Below are 20,538 nucleotides of genomic sequence, written 5' to 3' on the forward strand. Positions count from 1 at the left end.
TTTAGAGTGGCTTTTTTAGTTTTGTATAATTTATAGCTTGAGGCTACAACAACTATGGTAGTAAACGTTTGGTTGTCCAGCTTGTATTACCTTCATTGCCTTCACTGTTGTCGCCGCTACTCTGCGTATACACAATTCGGTCATGCATCCGATTGGCGCGACCTTGCCAAAACTCAATACTTTCAACCGTAATTTCATACCCACCCCAGAACTCTGGCGTTGGTACGGTAGTATTGTCAGGGTGCTCTGCTTGAAGCTGTTCAAACGTTTGCTCCATGACTTCACGATTGGCCACTTCACCACTTTGCGGTTGACTGACCCAAGCCCCTACTTGACTATCATGGGGACGCTTTTGGAAGTAAGCAGCCGATTTATCAGCAGCGATTTTAGCGATACTACCGCTGATACGGACTTGGCGCTCCAGCTCATGCCAAAAGAATAACGCTTCGGCATTAGGGTTTTCTGCGATATCCTGCCCCTTCGCGCTTTCGTAATTGGTATAGAAAACAATACCTGTCTCAGTAATCTCGCGTAGTAACACAATACGGACACTAGGCTTATTGTCTGCGCCACATGTCGCCAAACTCATTGCATAAGGCTCTTGCACCTTTTGCGCTAGCGCCTCATTCATCCAAGCTTTAAAAAGCTCGAATGGTGACGTTGGTACTGACTGTTGGTCAAGCTCACCTTTCTCGTATGAGAGGCGTTGGTCGGTAAAGTCCATGCTCATGGCAGTTCCTTATTTGAAAACTATAATGTTGTTGTCTCGAATACCAGTCATTATCTTGAATACCAGTTGCTATTTTAAATATCAGTTATTGCCTTAAATACTATTAGCCTAGTACTGATTTTATAAGATCAGCTAAGTCATTAGCCATTACATCGCATTCTATCTCATCATCTGACTCCACCATCACACGAATCATAGGCTCTGTACCTGATTGACGTATAAGAAGACGACCACGACCCTCTAGCGTTGCCTGTGCTTTATCAAAAGCAGCAACCAACTCCTCATGTTTGAATGGGTCTTGCATTTGAGACAAACGTACATTGACTAGTTTTTGCGGTAACACCTCAAAACCTTCAACAAGTTCACTTAGCGCACGCTCTCTGGCTTGCATGACTGCCAGTACTTGCAAACCAGCAATGATAGCGTCCCCTGTGCGACTTTTGTCTAAACAGAGAATATGACCAGATGGCTCACCGCCCAATATCCAGCCATTGGCTTCTAAGTCCTGCATCACATAGCGATCACCCACCTTTGCACGGGTAAATTGAATGTCTGCATCTTTTAGCGCCAGCTCTAATCCCATATTGCTCATGAGCGTGCCGACAACACCTTCAGCTTTAGTTTTACCTTGGGTAGCAAGTACATATAAGATACCATCGCCGTCGACTAGCTTACCCGTCTCATCAACCATTACAATACGATCGCCATCACCATCTAGTGCAATACCGACATCTGCGTCATGCTCAAGCACAGCCTTTTGTAAGCTTTCAGGATGAGTAGAACCACATTCAGCATTGATATTAATGCCGTCTGGCGTATTATTGATGGCAATCACGTTGGCACCCAACTCGCGCATCACTCTAGGTGCTACGCTATAGCCTGCACCATTGGCACAATCCACTACTACCGTCAGATGACTGAGGTCATATTGATAAGGAAAACTGCCTTTGCAAAACTCAATATAGCGACCTTTAGCATCATCAATACGATTATTCTTACCTAAATTTGCAGGATCAAGAATAGGCATTATGGCAACATCACTACCAACGTCGTTCATAATTGCCGTCAATTTATCATTGATTGCAGTTTGCATCTCATCACTTATCTTTTTGCCGTCACCTGAGAAAAACTTGATGCCATTATCATAATAAGGGTTGTGTGAGGCTGAGATAACCACGCCAGCATCTGCATTAAAGCTACGGGTTAAATGCGCAATCGCTGGGGTTGGCAATGGACCAAGCATATAGACATCAACACCAGCCGCATTAAAACCTGCTTGTAATGCTCCCTCTATCACATAGCCTGACAGACGTGTATCTTTACCAATCACCACACTTGGCTTACGCGTAAGATTTTCATTTTTTTCTATGAGAACAAGCCCAGTGACATAGCCTAGTTTTAAAATAAAGTCTGGTGTAATTGGTAATTCACCAAATTTTCCGCGAATTCCATCAGTGCCAAAATAGCTCATTATGTGTTCCTCAAGTCAAAAAATAAAAGGCCAAACGTATACGCAGGCAATACTATTGTTGTAATAATCTGTTTCTGTATTTTACAAAAAAAACAGCCAACAATAACAGAGCATTGTTGGCTGTTTGTATCTTAAGCTCGCTGCAGCCTTACGTCTCAGCTAACATCAATACGATTTAAAACTATAAAAGAGAAGCATTTTACGGAACGATCTAGTTTACTCGGTAGTTCGGCGCTTCTTTAGTGATTTGCACATCATGCACATGCGACTCTTTCATACCCGCTGAGGTTACTTTGATAAACTGCGGATTGGTACGCATATCTTCAATCGTGGCAGAACCCGTATAACCCATTGATGAACGTAGGCCACCAACCAACTGGTTAACGATACCCGCAACTGGTCCTTTATAAGGAACACGGCCTTCGATACCTTCTGGCACTAGCTTCTCTACGCCGTCTTTTGCATCTTGGAAGTAGCGATCTGAAGAACCGTTTGATCCTGACATTGCACCCAAACTACCCATACCGCGATACGCTTTATAGTAGCGACCTTGGAACAGCTCAACTTCACCTGGCGCTTCTTCAGTACCAGCCATGAGTGAACCAACCATGATGCATGATGCACCAGCAGCGATTGCTTTTGCCATGTCACCTGAATAACGAATACCACCGTCAGCAATCAATGGAATGCTGTCTTTCAAAGCACTAGCAACGTTATCAATGGCTGATATTTGTGGTACACCGATACCTGCGATAATACGCGTGGTACAGATAGAACCAGGGCCGATACCTACTTTCACTGCATCAGCACCTGCGTCACGTAAAGCGATTGCAGCTTCACCTGTTGCGATGTTGCCACCGATTACTTGTACATGCGGGTAGTTTTTCTTAATCCAAGATACTTTATCGATCACGCCTTTTGAATGACCGTGCGCAGTATCAACGACGATAACGTCAACATCAGCAGCGATTAATGCTTCAACGCGGGCTTGCGTGTCTGCACCTGTACCAACAGCTGCACCAACACGTAGGCGACCTTGTTCGTCTTTACATGCATTTGGATTGTTTTCAGCTTTGGCAAAGTCATTAACAGTAATCAAACCACGCAGGCGGAAATTATCGTCAATAACGATGACTTTTTCGATGCGGTGCTCATGCAACAATCTTTTGATATTCTCGTTGCTTTCACCTTCATGCACAGTTACTAGCTGCTCTTTAGGCGTCATGATCTGGCTAACTGGCAACGATAAATTGGTTTCAAAACGCCAATCTCTATGGGTAACAATACCCACAACATTATCTGTGCCTTTTTCGACCACAGGCACACCTGAGATATTATTATCTTGAGTCAAACGCAGCAATTCACCAATCGTCATCTCTGGATGTACAGTGATAGGATCAACGACGGTACCCGCTTCAAATTTTTTGACACGGCGTACTTGGGTGGCCTGCTTTTCGATGTCCATGCTCTTATGCAAAATACCCATGCCACCAAGCTGTGCCATAGTGATAGCCATTTCAGACTCAGTCACAGTATCCATTGCCGCAGAGATTAGCGGAAGATTAAGTGTGATGTTTTTGGTCAAACGAGTAGACAGATCAGCAGTTTTTGGCAGAACTTCAGAATAGGCTGGTAATAATAAAACGTCATCAAAGGTTAAGGCTTCATCGACAATTCGCAACATACAGACCCCTAGTGGTGGTTATTTTGATGGGTAGGAGCTCAGGGTAAAGCGTATCAATCATTGCAGCTGCAAGCACAGTGCCGACTCATCGCCAACCACTCAGTTATCCTATAAAAATAACGCCACATTATAACAAATAAGCGCCTCACTGACACACTATATTTGTCAGATTATTTTACACAAGTAAGTCTTTATCGATGTCAGTCATGTCTCAAACCATTAATAGCTCGCTTTTAAAGCTAATCAAGCTCGCAAGACTTATAGCTACTCCTGACTTCTAATCGCCTTTTGTTAACGTAAAACGCTCTGTAGGTAGATATTTGTTTTGCTGCGCATGCAAATAACCAAGCATTTGCTCCCGTATCTCACAAGCCAGCGTCCATGCTTCTATAGGCCCTACTGATGAAACAGCGCCGCGCAGTTGAATGGTATTTTCAGTCACATCAACCACATACATTTCAGGTTCTGTTTTATCATCCCAAAGTTTATTGTCCTTGACCATCGATATAAATGCCTCTCGGATAGCGTCGATATCTGCGCCATAGTCGATATACAAAAACACAGGACAGGTCTGATGTACTTCCGTATGCGACCAGTTTTCCACTCGTTCAGTGATCAGTTCACGCATTGGCACGATCAAGCGACGCTCGTCCCATGTTTTTAACACGGCATACGTGTAACGCAGGTCTTCGACCGTACTAAAATTACCATCCATTATCACACTATCGCCGATTCGCACTGGCTGCGTCACTGCCACCTGTACACCAGCGATGATATTCCCCAATATCGGCTGTGCTGCAATACCGATAACCACACCTGCGATACCTGCTGAGGTCAGTAACGTCTTGCCAAGGCCTTCCATATTGGCAAATTCACTAAGACCTATCCAGAAACTTCCCAAAATCATCGCGAAGATAAAGACACGGCGGAATATCGATACATAAGTACGGCGACGACGTTCTTTGTCAAAATGCTCTGCAGCCAGATTTTCAATCTGCATGTCTTGATAGCGATTGGCAAAAAAGTTAATGATACGAATGCCTAACCACATGGTACTAAATACCAGTCCAATCCAAATAAGCGGACGAGTAGATGAGGCGACTGCATCTAAATAAGGAAAGCCACCTGAAACTAAGGTAAAAACCAGTGAAAAACTGATGGTAAAGGTTAATGGTACTGTTAGTTTGCTAACCAAATCTGCCACGCCGTTGGTACTGCCAACATACATGCTGTATTTTTCTTCATCGATATAATGATTGATGATTTTTGCAGTACCTTTACTGAGTAGCCAACCCATACCCATGGTTAATAAAAAGAACAATATCAGCGCTGAGAATTCCCATAGCGCAATTCCAAAAAACTTTAGCTTTAACCAAGTGGGCAAATAACGCTCGAACTCGGCTGGATGATACTGCTCATAGAGATTATCAATATTGCCTACTGTCTGCGCCGAAAACACCCAAACAGGTGCTTCATCCCCTACTCGTACTCGCTGCAAATAGATAGGAACGCGGCGCTCGCGATAATCAATATAGCCAAGCTGAATAGAACGTCTGGCAATACCCATGACACTGCTATTATTACCAAGCGGTGGTTCAATTAAGCCATCGGGACGATCTGGCATATCGTCGAATACATATAGCTCTTTTTCGGACAATAAGAAATCCAGTCGCTTCGTGAGATCAAGCGCACGGCTACGTTGGCTTCTCTCATCAATCAAGTTCATGTTTAGCGCGTAAGCGGCCAAATCATACTGCTGCTTCATTAACGCTGATTGAAAAAACTCTAAGGCTGCAAGCGGTGTTTCTAAATTAGGTGGCTCAGATAACGGCGGCAACCCAGCATTTAGTTTATCGAGTATATAGTAGCTCTCACTATATTCTCCGGTCAGTGCCGTATCACCTTGTAGTCTGCCTGCCTGCTCCACTGCATTACGCTCAGTAGGATCAAAGATCTCTTCAGTAATACCAGAAATACTGACACTTTCATCTTTGAGTGCATTGACTTGCTGGGCTGCATATTCAGCAAAACTATCAGGCTTACTAGGCGTTTGTTTTTCTGACTCGCTCGTACTCTGTGCATTTTCACTATTTGCTGCATAAACAGGTGTATAGATGACATTTATAGCGACAATCAAAAAGCCCAACAATATTTGCAGCATATGGCTTTTAAAACGACTTTTCTCTACATCTACTTGATGATTATCATCTGAGCGAAAAACAGCACAATGATTGTTCATAGGATTTTGTTTAAGAGTATTCATGTTTTCAAAGCCATCAGTCTACAAAAGGAAAGTATAAAAAATATATCGGTGCTGCTTTAACCTAATTCAGTAAGCAAAAAAAAGCCAGCCTAAAGCTGACTTAATTTATTACGAGATTTGTAGCTATTTACCCTATAAACGGCAAAAATTATTTTAAGCGCGGCGCCATGTCGTGCCAGCACGGCTATCTTCGAGCTCAATACCCGCCTCTTTTAGTTGCTCACGTATTTCATCAGCACGAGCAAAGTTTTTGTTGGCTTTAGACTCTGCACGTTCGATAATCAAATTATCAATAACGGCATCCGTTAGACCATCTTCTGCTTGATCACCGACCACTGCTTGCAAAAACTGCTGCACTGGCTGCTGTAAAATATTTAATACTTGCGCCAATGCTTTTAGTTGCTGGGCTAATTGCCATGCGGTATCGACGTCTTCCGCCTTGATAGCTTTATTGATATCACGTGCCAATCCGAATAAGACGCTAATGGCCGTCGAGCTATTAAAGTCGTCATTCATCGCCTTCATGAAGTCTTGTCCAACCGCGCTATTGTAAGCTTCAGCCACTAAGTCTTCATTGATTACGATTGACTGTCCTTTTTGTTGTTCAGCCAGTTTTAGTGCATTGTATAGTCTGCTTAGGCTATTATGAGCTTCATCCAATGCGCTATCAGAGAAGTTCACTTGGCTGCGGTAATGGCTCGATAATAAGAAAAAACGTACCGTCTCAGGTAAGTACTTTGCCATTACATCGCGAATGGTAAAAAAGTTGCCCAATGATTTAGACATTTTTTCGCCATCGACATTGATAAAACCAACATGCATCCAGTTGCGTGCATACTCACAACCAGTTGCTGCCTCAGACTGCGCGATTTCGTTTTCGTGATGCGGGAACTGTAAGTCATGACCACCGCCATGAATATCAAAGGTGCTACCTAAGCACTTAGTCGACATCGCTGAACATTCGATATGCCAGCCTGGACGTCCTTGACCCCATGGCGATGCCCACTGCGGCTCGTCAGGTTTTGCCGCTTTCCATAGTACAAAGTCAAATGGATTGCGTTTATCATTTTCAACTTCGACTCGCGAACCTGCCTGCATATCGTCTAGATTGCGCTTTGATAATTTGCCATAACCGTCAAAGCTATCAACAGCATAGTAGACATCACCGTTGTCGCCTGCATACGCATAGTTGCCAGTGACCAACGTCTCAATCATATCCTGCATATCATCGATATGATCAGTCGCACGTGGCTCAGCATTTGGCATCTCGCAACCAAGGGCTGTCGCGTCTTCATGCATCGCTTCAATAAAGCGCTGCGTCAATGTACCAATCTCTTCACCGTTTTCAGCAGCACGGGCAATGATTTTATCATCGATATCAGTGATATTACGTACGTAATTCACGTCGTAACCCAAGCGCGCCAACCAACGAGAAGCCATATCAAAACCGACCATCACTCGCGCATGACCAATATGACAATAGTCATAAACGGTCATGCCGCACACATACATACCAACCTGCCCTGCTTTGAGTGGTACAAACTGACGCTTGCTGCCAGTCAATGAATCGTAAATGGCAAGTTGGGACATCGCATCTGCAAGTGGTGTGGTCATAGTAAAAAAGCCTTGTAACGTAAATAAAATAGAGAAATGGAAAATCTCAGCCGCCATGTATGAATAAGCCATACCAACAACTGAGACTATAAATCCAGAAAATAAAAAATTCAGACCAAAAACGTCGTGATATAAAACGTAACCCATTATCTTAGCGAAAACAGGCGTAAAATACTACAATGAGCGTGCAACTAACGCTATTCAATCATAAAAACCGTTAAGGATGTAAAGATGGGCAATCGCTTAAGCAAAATATACACACGTACTGGAGATGACGGCAGCACTGGTATGGCTGATGGCAGCCGCCTTAGCAAAGCGGACGATCTATTTAGCGTCATGGGTGACATCGACGAGCTCAACTCGCATATTGGCTTGGTACGTGCGCAACTAAAGCACAATAAAGGGCAATCTATAGAGAAAGAGTTCTCTGAAGCCTTGGTCATCATTCAGCACCTGTTATTCAATATAGGCGGCGAGCTTGCCATGCCAGAGTATGAAGGAGTTAATGCCACTCATATTGAATGGTTAGAGCAGCAAATAGATATGATGAATACCACATTGCCACCATTAAAAGATTTTATTCTGCCGACAGGTTCTATATTGGTGAGTCAATTACACGTGGCGCGTAGTGTATGTCGCCGCGCTGAACGTCAAGCTGTGATATTGCAACAGCAGCGTCCACAAGCGATTCGTATTACTGCCGTCAGCTTTATTAATCGCTTATCTGATTGGTTGTTTGTCGCTGCACGCTTTTGTACAGATCCAGAAAAAATCTCTGAGGTGTTGTGGGACAGTCAAGCATTGAAAACGTTCACTGACAGTCAATAACACAAACTAAGTATTTAACAATAAATAGCTTAAACACAAAAACCCCGCGACATGATTGTTGCGGGGTTTTTATTATTCAGCGATAGCAATTCGGTTTACTGGAAATCGCTATCTCTTACTACAATGATAAATTAATAAGTCGCGCTGTTGTCTTCAATGATGACCATATCGATGGTTTCATCTTTAGGTACGGCTTTTGGTGTGGCTGGCTTGCTAGGCTCGGCAGCTGCTGCTTGGGTGTTTGCAGTCGAACTGTTCTGACTTTCAGCAGGCTTATTGATGGTTGGCGGCGGCGTAGGTTCAGTTGGGCGAATTGGCTCAACTGGCGTTACGGTTCTTGGCTGACGGATTGGCGCTGTTTGAGTCGTATCGTTGTTCTGCGTTGCACGGCGCTCAGCAGCACGTTGGGCGCGTTGCTCATCCATTGCAGTTTTAAATACAGAACCTGCCATTACATCTGCAACAACAGTAATCAAAGCAGGTTGACCTGCAATACGCGTACGCACTTGACCGCCTTGAGTACCGACGATATAAGTGAACGCGTCATCAACAAGCATATTGTTATTGATACGGATATTGTCTTGCGCTAAACGTGATTGTAAGCTTGGCTGATTATTGGCCGCTTGTACCTGACTGGCTTGATACAAGTCTTCACTTGGTAGCGTCATGCTGACACTTGCTTGACAAGTGGTCATGCCGTTCTCATTGGCTTGTTGCAAGATGGCAGCGTTTTGGACATCAATGACAACGCCATTGGTTTTTTCGCTAACCACACCGTTTGCTAAACTGATTTCAGCATCATTTGCATAATTGGCAGCCAATGACTGTGCTTGTTGGCTGAGCGTATTCTTTAGAGCTGACTTAAGGCGATCTTGCACCATAGGATCATCACAACTGATCGCAGGCGCAACGCTATTTTCAGCATCGACCGTCTCTTGTTCTGTTAGCTCTGCCTGCTCAGTAGTGTCTTCTTTATCTGAGCGATCACAGCCTGCAAGCGCCAAACCACATACCAATCCAATCCCAGCAACTTTATGCCACTTGCTCAAACTTATATTTGCTACGCTCATACTAACTCTACTCCCAATTTACAGGTTCATACCGCCACTGACTGACAGTGTTCAACATTCAAATCGCAACGCTAGCTGCTACAGATATGAAAACCACATCATTATACGGTGTTTAAATCAAATGGTCATTAGTGTAGCCCATGGATATACAAATAGTGCCCCTCATTGTGGAAAAAACCTTCGTTTGGTTGCAAAAACATAACAAACATTCGCAGATTTGGACTCTAAAAAGTCATATTTAAAAAAGTACGGATTACATTGCAGTTTTTGTTAGACGTCATTGATATGACGCTATATGATTGGGCATAAAAACCATCGATAATTGGTGCATATGATAAATTTTAGAGATACGTTGTTGTTAGGTCATCGAGGCGCACGCGGTGAGGCGTTAGAAAATACCTTTTCAGGCTTCCAATACTCTCAAAACCTCAAGTCAAGAGGCTTAGCAGGCGTAGAGTTTGATATACAACTAAACGCTGATGGTCATTTAATTGTATTCCACGATGACGATTTAGAGCGTATGTGCGGTCGACAAGCACGTATTGATCAGTTAAAGCTCACAGAGATTCAATGCCAATTGCAGTTTGGCCAACCTATTATGACATTGGCAAGCATGGCACCTGCACTTAGCGGATTTAACGTTATTGAGCTTGAAATTAAAACACATAGCCGTACCAATTACGCGGTGTTGATTGCAGCGCTTCGGCAGGCATTTATTGATACACCTCTTGCCAACTTACCAGTTGTGTTGACAAGCTTCGATGTCGAGTTACATAACCGTTTACAACGTCACAAACTATTATCTCATATGCCTCGCGGCTTGCTCATTCGTACGCCAGAAGCATTGGCAAGCGCGACCAATACCGCATTGCAACTCGGCTGCATTCAACTGGGCATTCATTATCCGCTTTTGACCCAAGCTGTCATCAAGCATAGCCACCGTTATGGATTGCCCGTAAGTGCTTGGACGGTTAATGATATTCCCACCATTGAGCAGCTCATCAAATGGCAGACTGATGTCATCATTACGGATTTTCCAAGTCATTTGCTGTTGCCTTAACCGATTTATCCGTACTTTTCTGATATTTAATCAGTTTTTCGTTAAACGCATTCTTTCCTACATATCTACCCTCCTTGTTACACTTCTCCTTCATGCCTGATAAGTCACTCGTATTTTTGACCAATACATTCTATAATCCATACAAGTTATTGTTATTTAGCAATATTTTTATAGTGTATAAGTGTTCACTTTACACGCATTTTAAGGTACTATGGTGGCTTAAATTAATACCGTTAGGGATATTATATGATTGCAAAAAAAGCACTTGGCTTACCGCTTAAAGGCTTACGTTTCGCTATCAAATCTGGTGACACGCTTGTAAAGACCGCCAGCACTCAAGTAACGCGTTTTAAAACTCGTTTTGATGAGAAAAAAGCGCAAATGGCGCTTGATGAGCAGCCTGTTGCCAAACGCAATTATGCTAAAGCTTCTGAGCAAGCGGATCTTTCTGCGCAAGAGCAAAGCATTGACATGCGCGAGTTTGAATTTACCAAAGCACCGATCAACTGGATTCCGGCGACTATTTTGGTAGCAACGCCGATTGCTGCTGCGATCATTACGCCATGGTACTTGTTCACTCATCAAGTGAGCGCACCTGTTTGGGGGGTATTTGGCGCCTTTATGGTATGGACTGGTATCAGTATTACGGCAGGTTACCATCGTCTAATGGCGCATCGTGCTTATAAAGCGCATCCAATTGTCAGAAACTTTTTATTGCTTGGTTCTACCTTAGCGGTACAGGGTTCTGCGTTTGATTGGGTTTCTGGTCACCGTACTCACCATCGTCATGTAGATGATCGTTTGGATGATCCGTATTCAGCACAGCGTGGATTCTGGTTCAGCCATATTGGCTGGATGCTACGTAACTACCCTAGCGGCAAGTTCGACTACAAAAACATTCCTGATTTGACTAAAGATAGAGTTTTACAGATTCAGCATAAATACTACGGTCTATGGGTAGTTGCCATGAACGTTGGTATGGTTGCCGCTATCGGTTGGTTGCTTGGTGATGTTTGGGGTACGTTGGTTATCGCAGGCCTACTACGTTTGGTATTGACGCATCACTTTACGTTCTTTATCAACTCGTTCTGTCATATGTTTGGTACACGTCCTTATACGGATACCAACAGTGCTCGTGATAACTTCTTCTTGGCTATCTTTACGTGGGGTGAGGGTTATCATAACTACCATCACTTCTTCCAATACGACTATCGTAATGGCGTGAAATGGTGGCAATATGACCCAACCAAATGGTTAATCGCTGGTTTATCAAAACTTGGTTTGACTTCTGAGCTACGTACTGTTGATGATACGACTATCAAACATGCAGAAGTACAAATGCAGTTTAAGAAGGCTCAGCAGCAAATCGATACAGCGGCAGTCAGCGGCATTGATCTTCCTCATGCGATGAAGAGTTTCCAAGACCGTATTAAGTTTGAATATGATGCCTTTACGCAGACTGTTGAAGAATGGCAAGCGCTAAAAGCAAAAACTATCGAGCTTAAGAAGACAGAGTTTGCGGATCGTTTGCATGAAGTTGATGATAAATTAAAGCACGATTATGCCAAAATCGAACAGAAAATCCTTGAGCATAATAGCAATCTAAAAACGGCTTTCCGCTCTATCGGCGCGAACGAAAAAGCGGCTTAATTAATCTCTGATTTGTTTTATAATTTTGAAGCTTCTCCATCCCCCTATCCGTCCTAGATAGGGGGATTTTTTTGCTTATAATTTATCGCTTATGTCACTACAGCTACTTCTAATAATTTTATTATCATAATAGATGGTCAAATACATTGACTGAGCTATTACCAGCTCCAACCTAAAAACAATAACCATCTCATCCATCATATTCAGTTAATTAAAGACCGAAAAATTTGTTTTTCGTCCAGATATTACAAGAGACGGACAGAGTGCAACGATGCCATATAAGAGCTATGCTATAGTGACATTCTCACTTTTATATTTTAATGGAAACGGCCTGTATGCGTTATCAAAACACTTACGTCAACCTAGACACGCGCCTTTATCACGAGCAGCCACCGACGCCACTAGACAATCCTCGTGCCGGTCACTTCAATAGTCAAGTTGCACAGCAGTTGGGCTGGGCCGACGATGAGGACCTGATGACTAATTGGGTTGAGATATTGGGCGGTCAATACGTGCCAGCTAACTTTAAACCATTATCGATGGCCTATGCTGGTCACCAGTTTGGACAATGGGCTGGGCAATTGGGTGACGGACGCGGTTTACTTATGGCGCAGGTACTCGATAATGATGGACAGCCACAAGACTTGCATCTTAAAGGTGCTGGCTTGACGCCCTATTCACGTATGGGTGATGGACGCGCAGTCTTACGTAGTACTATTCGCGAATACCTGTGCGGTCATGCATTGACCCAGCTTGGCATTCCCTCGTCTAACGCATTGGGGTTTGTGGTATCTGATACGAGAGTACGCCGTGAGCGTATCGAAGCAGGTGCAGCGTTGATGCGTGTGGCTGATAGTCATATTCGTCTCGGTCATGTCGAATGGATTGCCAGCTTTGCCCCTGATGTACTGGGTGAGTTCACCGACTATATGATTGACATTTATTATCCAGAGTGCCGCGATAGCGAAACGCCTGTCTTAGCTTTCTTGACCGCAGTGGTTGAGCGTACGGCCCGTATGATTGCTGATTGGCAATTGATTGGTTTTGCTCACGGTGTCATGAACACAGATAACTTATCTATCACAGGCAGTACTTTGGACTTCGGGCCGTTTGGCTTTATGGAGCGCTTTAACCCTGCATGGATTAATAATCACTCTGATCATGCGGGTCGCTATGCTTATCAGAATCAGCCTGCTATCGGGCATTGGAATCTAAACATTTGGCTGCCACACTTTATGCGCCTAGAAGGCGTTACTCGTGAGACGCTTGCTGATTGCTTAGCACCTTATGAAGCAACCTTTATGCAGCACTATCAGCAAGGTCTGTGCCGTAAGCTTGGCTTACCGCATCAAAGAGAAAGCCTCAGCTTGGCTTTTGAATGGTTGACACTATTAGAAGACAATTTGCTCGACTATACCAATAGCTTCCGCGCCCTACTCGGTTTGGTCGCACCAGAAGATCATCCTTATGAACAAAAAATACTGGCTACTATGACCTCTGAATTAAGCAGTGACGCGCAGCAAGTATGGCAAGACTGGTCAGCACGTTATCTTGCAAGCATCGAGCAGCTGCCACTTGAGCAGGCAGTTGATGACATGACAACCAACAATCCTGTTTATGTCCTTCGTAATAGCATGGCGCAGCGTGCGATTACTGCCGCAGAGCAAGGTCAGTTCGAAGAAGTTGATCGGGTGTTTCGCTTATTAGCCAGTCCTTATAGCGTGCAAGATATTGCTAGTGATTTAGATACTATTGCGCCTGCACCTGATACACCGCAGATGCCTATTAGTTGCTCGTCTTAGCATCTTTCAATTCCGTAATATTTTGAAATATTATGAAATATTATGAAATTAAGGTTGATATCTAGCTGCATTTTTTGGCATTATCAACGAGATAAATAACGAATATCATTTTATTATATTATTCGCATAATTCATTGTTGTTGACTAGGCAGTGAATTGGCAATAATGCTAGAATGAATATTTTAGCTAGTTTGCTTTTTTGACCTGATCTTTGATCGTCGACCATGATTCTGATGGTCGTGAGTCGTTTAACGTTTTTATACCTTCCAATTATTATCATTCAATGATTTTTGGAGGGTTAGACGTTGTTTTTTATCACCATTTAATTTATTCCAATTTATTCCAACCATGGCAATTATTATGAATGACGATACCACTTCGAATACGGATAACCTCAGTACAGAAAAAGAGCAGTTTGAACAAGCTGCCTTACATTACCATGAGTTTCCACGCCCAGGTAAAATTTCGGTAACCCCTACTAAGCAGCTAGCCAACCAACGTGATTTAGCACTCGCCTACTCTCCAGGCGTTGCTGTACCTTGTCTTGAGATCCAAAGAGATCCAAAACTTGCGTCCAAATACACGGCACGTAACAACTTAGTTGGTGTTATCACTAACGGTACTGCTGTATTGGGTCTGGGTAATATCGGCCCATTGGCATCGAAGCCAGTTATGGAAGGTAAAGGCGTTCTATTTAAGAAGTTCGCAGGTATCGACGTTTTTGATATTGAAATTGCTCAAAATGATCCAGATAAGTTCATCGAAGCGGTTGCCTCGCTTGAGCCTACCTTTGGTGGTATCAACTTAGAAGACATCAAAGCCCCAGAATGTTTCAAAATCGAGCGCGTACTACGTGAGCGTATGAACATTCCTGTGTTCCATGATGATCAACATGGTACGTCAATCATCGTTGCCGCAGCCATGCTAAATGCTTTGTTGATTACTGGCAAAAAAATCGAAGAGATTAAAATTGTTTGTTCAGGCGCAGGCGCAGCAGCCATTTCTTGCCTAGATATCATTTGCGCACTTGGCGTTAATAAGAACAACATTATTGTTTCAGATTCACGCGGTATCATCAGTACTAGCCGTGAAAACCTTGATGAAACCAAACAGCGTTATGCTCGTGATATCACGGCTACTTCTATCGAAGAAGTCATGGATGATGTCGATATGTTCCTAGGCTTATCAATGCCAGGTACACTATCAGAAGATATGGTTCGCCGTATGGCAAAAGACCCTATCGTCTTTGCACTTGCCAATCCAACACCTGAAATCATGCCAGAATTGGCTCATGCGGTACGTCCAGACGTCATCATGGCAACTGGTCGTTCAGACTATCCAAACCAAGTAAACAACGCGCTATGCTTCCCGTATATCTTCCGCGGTGCATTGGATGTTGGTGCAACCACTGTCAACGAAGAGATGAAAGTGGCTTGCGTAAAAGCAATCGCTGCGATGGCACACGTTGAAGCTACTCCAACTACCAGTGCTAGAAACATCGAAAAAATGCAAAGCTTTGGTCGTGACTATTTAATTCCAGGCCCTCTAGAGCCAAATCTAATCATTGAGATCGCATCTGCTGTTGCCAAAGCAGCAATGGATTCAGGCGTTGCCACGCTACCGATCGATGACATGCAAGCCTATCGTCAACGTCTGTCTGAGTTTGTTTATAACTCTGCGTTTGTGATGAAACCAATCTTTGCTCGTGCCAAAGCCGATCCAAAGCGCATTGTGTACTGTGAAGGTGAAGACAACAACATCTTGCTTGCTGTACAAGTGGTCGTTGATGAGAAGCTGGCACAACCTATCTTGGTTGGTCGCCCTTCCGTTATCGAAGCCAATATCAAAAAGCTGGGCCTACGTCTAAAAGCTGGCGAGAATATTACGATCGTCAACGTTGATGATGATCCTCGCTACAAAGACTACTGGCAAGGCTACTACGAGAAAAACAAACGCCGCGGTGTAAGCATTGAGCTTGCTCGTCGTGATGTTCGTCGCAAGACCACATTGATTGGCTCATTATTGGTCGAAAATGGTGCGGCAGATGGTATGGTATGTGGTACGTTTGGCCATTACCAGTTGCATCTAAAATACGTTGAAAGCGTCATTGGCAAAAAACAAGGTATGAACGACTTCTATGCAATGAATGCGGTACTCATGCAAGATCGTAATATCTTTATCGCTGATACCTATGTTCATGAAGACCCAACGGCTGAACAATTGGCTGAAATGACTGTCTTGGCAACAGATCAATTACGTCGCTTTGGCATCACGCCACGCGTTGCGCTAGTATCTCACTCTAACTTTGGTGCTTCAGATCGTGCCAGCGCTGTCAAAATGCGTAAGGTTCATGAACTATTAACCAATATGAATGTCGACTTTGAGTTTGAAGGCGAAATGCAAGGTGATGCCGCGCTTAACGAAAATATTCGTCTAAACGATATGCCATCAAGCCCATTGAAAGGTGCAGCGAACTTGCTTATCTTGCCAACCCTTGATGCATCAAACATCGCTTTCAACCTGCTTAAAACAGCGACTGGCAGTGCTTCTATTGGCCCTATTCTATTAGGTACTAATAAGCCGGTACACATTTTGACACCATCAGCGACAGCACGTGGTATCGTCAACATGACTGCATTGACCGTTACTGAAGCGCAAGACCTAGAAAACGAAAAATAGTCATATATCATACCTAGTATGAATGCACTGTATCGGTTCAATATAATTTGGATACAAGGAAGCTGAGTGAAAGTACTACAAATAGTAGACTGAGCGAGGCTGACACTCTACCCAATTTATAAAGGATTGACTATATTAAGAAGGGCTCTGTCATACATTGACAGAGCCCTTCTGCTATACTAAAACCAGTCAATGCAACTTATAAAGCATTGGCTGTTTTTTTGATTTATAAAAATTGGGCTAGCAATATAAAGCTCGATAATAACAAGAGGCTTCTATGCAAATTTACCTCGTAGGCGGTGCTGTACGCGATCGACTGCTTAAACGCCCTATCAAGGACAAGGACTTCGTCGTCGTTGGCGCTACTGTGGCAGAAATGATTGATGCAGGGTTTCAACAAGTGGGCGCTGACTTTCCTGTATTTTTGCATCCGACCAGTCATGAAGAGTATGCATTGGCACGTACGGAGCGCAAGCAAGGCTCAGGCTACAAAGGTTTTAGCGTACATGCCAGTCCTGATGTTAGTCTAGAGGATGATTTGCGCCGTCGTGACTTAACCATCAACGCGATGGCAATCGAAGTTACCAGCTTAACCGATGATACCCCGATTAATGGACAGGTCATCGACTACTATGGCGGACTACAAGACTTAAAAGACAAGACATTACGTCATGTGTCCAGTGCTTTTAGTGAAGACCCATTACGTGTGCTTCGGACCGTGCGTTTCTATAGTCGTTACTACGATTTGGGGTTCACCATCGCGGATGACACTTTAACGCTGATGCGTCAATTGGTCGATACAGGAGAGCTAGCTCATTTGAGTGCCGAGCGTATCTGGCAAGAGTCAAGCCGTGCGACTATGCAACTATCACCGCAAGTCTATTGGCAAAAACTGTTTGAAATTGGTGCGCTCACAGAGTATTTCACGCCTTTGCATCATGCTTGGGACAATGTCCAAATAAGAGAAACAGTGCAGACAGCGTTATACTTTGCGGGACAGATGCATTTAAATTTATCGCAGCGTTGGGCACTACTAATGACTAGCTTAACCTCATCACTATTTACTAGCGAAAACTCTGATTCTACGTCTAACGTATCAACCGCTATAAAAAATATTAACGCTATCGGTAATACAGCCAAAGTCCCAAAAGCACATACTCAGTTCGCGACTTTATTTGCTCAGCAAGCTGAAAAGTTAAGCACAATAAACAGTCTAAATGCGGCTGAAAAAATCGATCTAATTCAAGCCTGCGGTGCACATAAGGAGCCTGATAAACTCTCTCAACTGCTAGTGTGCAGTCATGTGTTAAAGCTAGCAACACAGCATCGCCAAATGATGTTAGCACTAAACAGTTTTCACGCCATCGGTATGACCGACATTGCGCCAGACCTTAAAGGCCCCGCTATAGGTGCAGCCTTACGCCAAAGCAGGATTGAACACTTGCAAGCGCAACAATGATATAGACAAGCACCTTAGAGAAAAAAGTAGTACTGCTATGAACCAAGAACTTAATGCCTACCAAACAGAAAATATGAATAACCAAGCGCCAGTGATGCTTGTCACAGGTAGTGCTAGGCGTATTGGGGCGGCTATTGTTAAAGCGGCTCATAGGCAAGGTTACCGCGTCATTATTCATTGTCACCGTAGTGAACAAGACGCTAATGACTTGGCTGACTATCTGAACAACATCCGTGCTAATAGTGCAAAAGTTATCGTTGCTGATTTAACGATAGTCAACGATGGAGCGGCTTTAGACAGCTTTGTTAAAAATATCGTAGAGGCATTTGGACAGCTTGATGTACTGGTGCATAATGCTTCGCGGTTTTATCCTAGCCCACTCGGTAGTATCAATCATGCACAGTGGGATGAGTTGCTTTTGACCAATGCGAAAGCCCCTTTATTACTAAGCCAATCCCTACTACCTTATCTTAAGCAACAACAAGGCTGTATTGTCAGCTTATTGGACATACACGCACATGATAGACCGTTTAACAACTATACTGTCTACAACATGGCAAAGGCTGCGCATCGAATGATGGTACAGTCGCTAGCGTTAGAGATGGCGCCAGAAGTACGGGTCAACGGAGTTGCTCCTGGAGTCAACATTTTGCCTGACCCTACTAGCGACCAAGCTATTGATAACGATCAACAACAAAGTATCATCGATGCTATCCCTATGCGGCGAATAGGCCAACCTGATGAGATTGCTCATAGTGTGCTGTATCTTGTGCAGGCAAATTATGTCACAGGAGAGATCATCACTGTGGATGGTGGACGTAGCCTAACCATAGCTGGCGGTCACCTGTAATACAAAAATACGGCTCAATAAAAAATATCTTGATTACTGCCTATCTTTTGCTTGAAAAATTAAAAAAATCAGGTATCATTGTGCGTCTAACGTTAGGGCCCATAGCTCAGTTGGTTAGAGCAGAGGACTCATAATCCTTTGGTCGTAGGTTCAAGTCCTACTGGGCCCACCACATTTAAGTATTAATAAAAAAGACCTTCAAGAGATTGGAGGTCTTTTTTATTGTCTGCTGTTTTTTTAGTAAATAACATCCATGTGTATAAGCATAGATATAGGCACTTTATTCAAGCCTCTTCGCTGACAAAGGGTAATTATTGATAGTTTTGTAGTGCTGTGTTTTTCAGACCTCTTGCGAGCCACTACAGCGTAATGCGCTAGTTTTAGACCCAAAAAGCCTAACTATTAATATAGATAGGCTTTTCTTAGGTAAACAGGTTTCCTACATCCAAAAGTCAGTAACAGATCTATACACGTAATGACCATCTGTTCGTAGTAGACAGTTTTTATATAATCATTGAAGATGGCTTAATAAAATCCATGCACCGATGGCAATTAGCATCACACCACCAAATATTTCAGCTCTATGACCGATTAATGAACCTAACACCTTGCCTAACATCACCCCTAGCGTGACCATTACTGTAGTGGCCAAGCCAATAAGACCTGCCGCCAGTAAAATATTGACCTTTACAAATGCTAGGCTCACACCGACAGCCATGGCATCGATGCTGGTACCAAATGCAGTTATGGCAAGTTTAAGGAAAGAGTGTCTCGACGGCGCTTCTGCCATTTCATCACTTGGCTTCAGTCCCTCATATAGCATGTGCAGACCAAGCGCAAAAAGTATGACAAACGCGACCCAATGATCCCACGCCTCAATAAAAGACGCATCTATAAAGGTTGTGGCAGAGTGACCAATTAACCAACCAATAATAGGCGTGATCGCTTCAATGGTGCCAAAAATAACACCCATTCTGAAGGCTTCGGTAAAACGAGGGTTTTTAAGACTTGCGCCTTTACTGATTGCCACGGAAAAGGCATCCGTAGACATAGAAAAAGCAAGTAATAGAAGTGCGATAGGATTCATGTGATTTTCTCTGGTCGAGTATAGAGTCCACGACATAGCCACACCCCCGACCTGCAGTGTAGATATATCGATGGTCTCGCCAACCGAGAGGTGTTCGCACCATGGCATGTGGCCAAGTATGTTGATACGAACGCTTTCGCAGTACGAAAGCAGGCTACTCCCCAAAGAGAGATTAGATTAGCATTGATACGCTATAAGTCAATCATAAAATGCCAAAAAATAATTTTTGCACCTGATAAAGCGTAAAGTTGGAAACGCTAGCAAATACTCTTGGAGCAGATGAATTCTTTA

14 protein-coding genes, 1 tRNA gene and 1 riboswitch are annotated in these 20,538 nt (G+C 43.6%); of the genes, 8 read left to right on the top strand and 7 right to left on the bottom strand.

Going from position 1 to position 20,538, the window contains the following annotated elements; all coding sequences use genetic code 11:
- Positions 1–52: 52 nt before the first annotated feature.
- The 5 genes from pdxH to cysS all read right to left on the bottom strand — a co-directional run bounded on the left by pdxH (position 53) and on the right by cysS (position 7,762).
- Entirely contained in the window at positions 53–724 is a 672-nt protein-coding gene (gene pdxH / locus ACQKC9_RS01455; RefSeq protein ID WP_427620459.1) for a pyridoxamine 5'-phosphate oxidase, read from the bottom strand.
- A gap of 109 nt (positions 725–833) precedes the next feature.
- Positions 834–2,201 carry a phosphoglucosamine mutase gene (glmM, locus tag ACQKC9_RS01460; protein WP_427620225.1) on the bottom strand — a complete coding sequence of 456 codons (1,368 nt, stop codon included), beginning with the start codon at positions 2,199–2,201 and terminating at the stop codon, positions 834–836.
- Between the two features lie 211 nt (positions 2,202–2,412).
- Positions 2,413–3,885, bottom strand: coding sequence for an IMP dehydrogenase (guaB, locus tag ACQKC9_RS01465; protein WP_057760534.1), 1,473 nt, complete (start codon positions 3,883–3,885; stop codon positions 2,413–2,415).
- Between the two features lie 277 nt (positions 3,886–4,162).
- On the bottom strand, positions 4,163–6,148 hold the full coding sequence (locus ACQKC9_RS01470; RefSeq protein ID WP_427620226.1) for a mechanosensitive ion channel family protein: 1,986 nt from the start codon (positions 6,146–6,148) through the stop codon (positions 4,163–4,165).
- 153 nt (positions 6,149–6,301) lie between these two features.
- Positions 6,302–7,762: a cysteine--tRNA ligase gene (cysS, locus tag ACQKC9_RS01475; RefSeq protein WP_427620227.1), complete on the bottom strand. Its 1,461-nt coding sequence runs from the start codon at positions 7,760–7,762 to the stop codon at positions 6,302–6,304.
- 231 nt (positions 7,763–7,993) lie between these two features.
- On the opposite strand from cysS, the gene ACQKC9_RS01480 reads away from it, so the two are divergent.
- Positions 7,994–8,590, top strand: a complete 597-nt coding sequence (locus ACQKC9_RS01480) for a cob(I)yrinic acid a,c-diamide adenosyltransferase (RefSeq protein ID WP_427620228.1) — start codon at positions 7,994–7,996, stop codon at positions 8,588–8,590.
- Between the two features lie 131 nt (positions 8,591–8,721).
- Here the strand turns inward: ACQKC9_RS01480 and ACQKC9_RS01485 are convergent, their stop codons facing one another.
- Positions 8,722–9,660, bottom strand: a complete 939-nt coding sequence (locus ACQKC9_RS01485; RefSeq protein WP_427620229.1) for a hypothetical protein — start codon at positions 9,658–9,660, stop codon at positions 8,722–8,724.
- A gap of 331 nt (positions 9,661–9,991) precedes the next feature.
- Here ACQKC9_RS01485 and ACQKC9_RS01490 point away from each other — a divergent pair, with 331 nt between their 5' ends.
- The 7 genes from ACQKC9_RS01490 (at position 9,992) to ACQKC9_RS01520 (ending at position 19,332) form a co-directional block, all read left to right on the top strand.
- Positions 9,992–10,720, top strand: a complete 729-nt coding sequence (locus ACQKC9_RS01490; RefSeq protein ID WP_427620230.1) for a glycerophosphodiester phosphodiesterase — start codon at positions 9,992–9,994, stop codon at positions 10,718–10,720.
- A gap of 471 nt (positions 10,721–11,191) precedes the next feature.
- Positions 11,192–12,370 (top strand): acyl-CoA desaturase, encoded by a 1,179-nt coding sequence (locus ACQKC9_RS01495; RefSeq protein ID WP_191115423.1) that lies wholly within the window; start codon positions 11,192–11,194, stop codon positions 12,368–12,370.
- Positions 12,371–12,705: 335 nt separating this feature from the next.
- Positions 12,706–14,172, top strand: a complete 1,467-nt coding sequence (locus tag ACQKC9_RS01500) for a protein adenylyltransferase SelO (protein WP_427620231.1) — start codon at positions 12,706–12,708, stop codon at positions 14,170–14,172.
- Between the two features lie 360 nt (positions 14,173–14,532).
- On the top strand, positions 14,533–16,851 hold the full coding sequence (locus ACQKC9_RS01505; protein ID WP_160021186.1) for an NADP-dependent malic enzyme: 2,319 nt from the start codon (positions 14,533–14,535) through the stop codon (positions 16,849–16,851).
- A gap of 277 nt (positions 16,852–17,128) precedes the next feature.
- Positions 17,129–18,310: a tRNA nucleotidyltransferase gene (locus tag ACQKC9_RS01510; protein WP_427620232.1), complete on the top strand. Its 1,182-nt coding sequence runs from the start codon at positions 17,129–17,131 to the stop codon at positions 18,308–18,310.
- Positions 18,311–18,347: 37 nt separating this feature from the next.
- Entirely contained in the window at positions 18,348–19,160 is an 813-nt protein-coding gene (locus tag ACQKC9_RS01515) for a pteridine reductase (RefSeq protein WP_427620233.1), read from the top strand.
- Between the two features lie 95 nt (positions 19,161–19,255).
- Positions 19,256–19,332: transfer RNA gene (locus tag ACQKC9_RS01520), tRNA-Ile, on the top strand.
- A gap of 339 nt (positions 19,333–19,671) precedes the next feature.
- On the opposite strand, the gene ACQKC9_RS01525 is transcribed toward ACQKC9_RS01520, so the two are convergent.
- Positions 19,672–20,247, bottom strand: a complete 576-nt coding sequence (locus tag ACQKC9_RS01525) for a manganese efflux pump MntP family protein (protein WP_427620234.1) — start codon at positions 20,245–20,247, stop codon at positions 19,672–19,674.
- 7 nt (positions 20,248–20,254) lie between these two features.
- Positions 20,255–20,422: riboswitch (yybP-ykoY riboswitch) on the bottom strand.
- Between the last annotated feature and the right edge of the window lie 116 nt (positions 20,423–20,538).

This window comes from Psychrobacter sp. NPDC078409 (genome assembly GCF_050268505.1).
In the GTDB taxonomy this organism is placed as follows: Bacteria; Pseudomonadota; Gammaproteobacteria; order Pseudomonadales; family Moraxellaceae; genus Psychrobacter.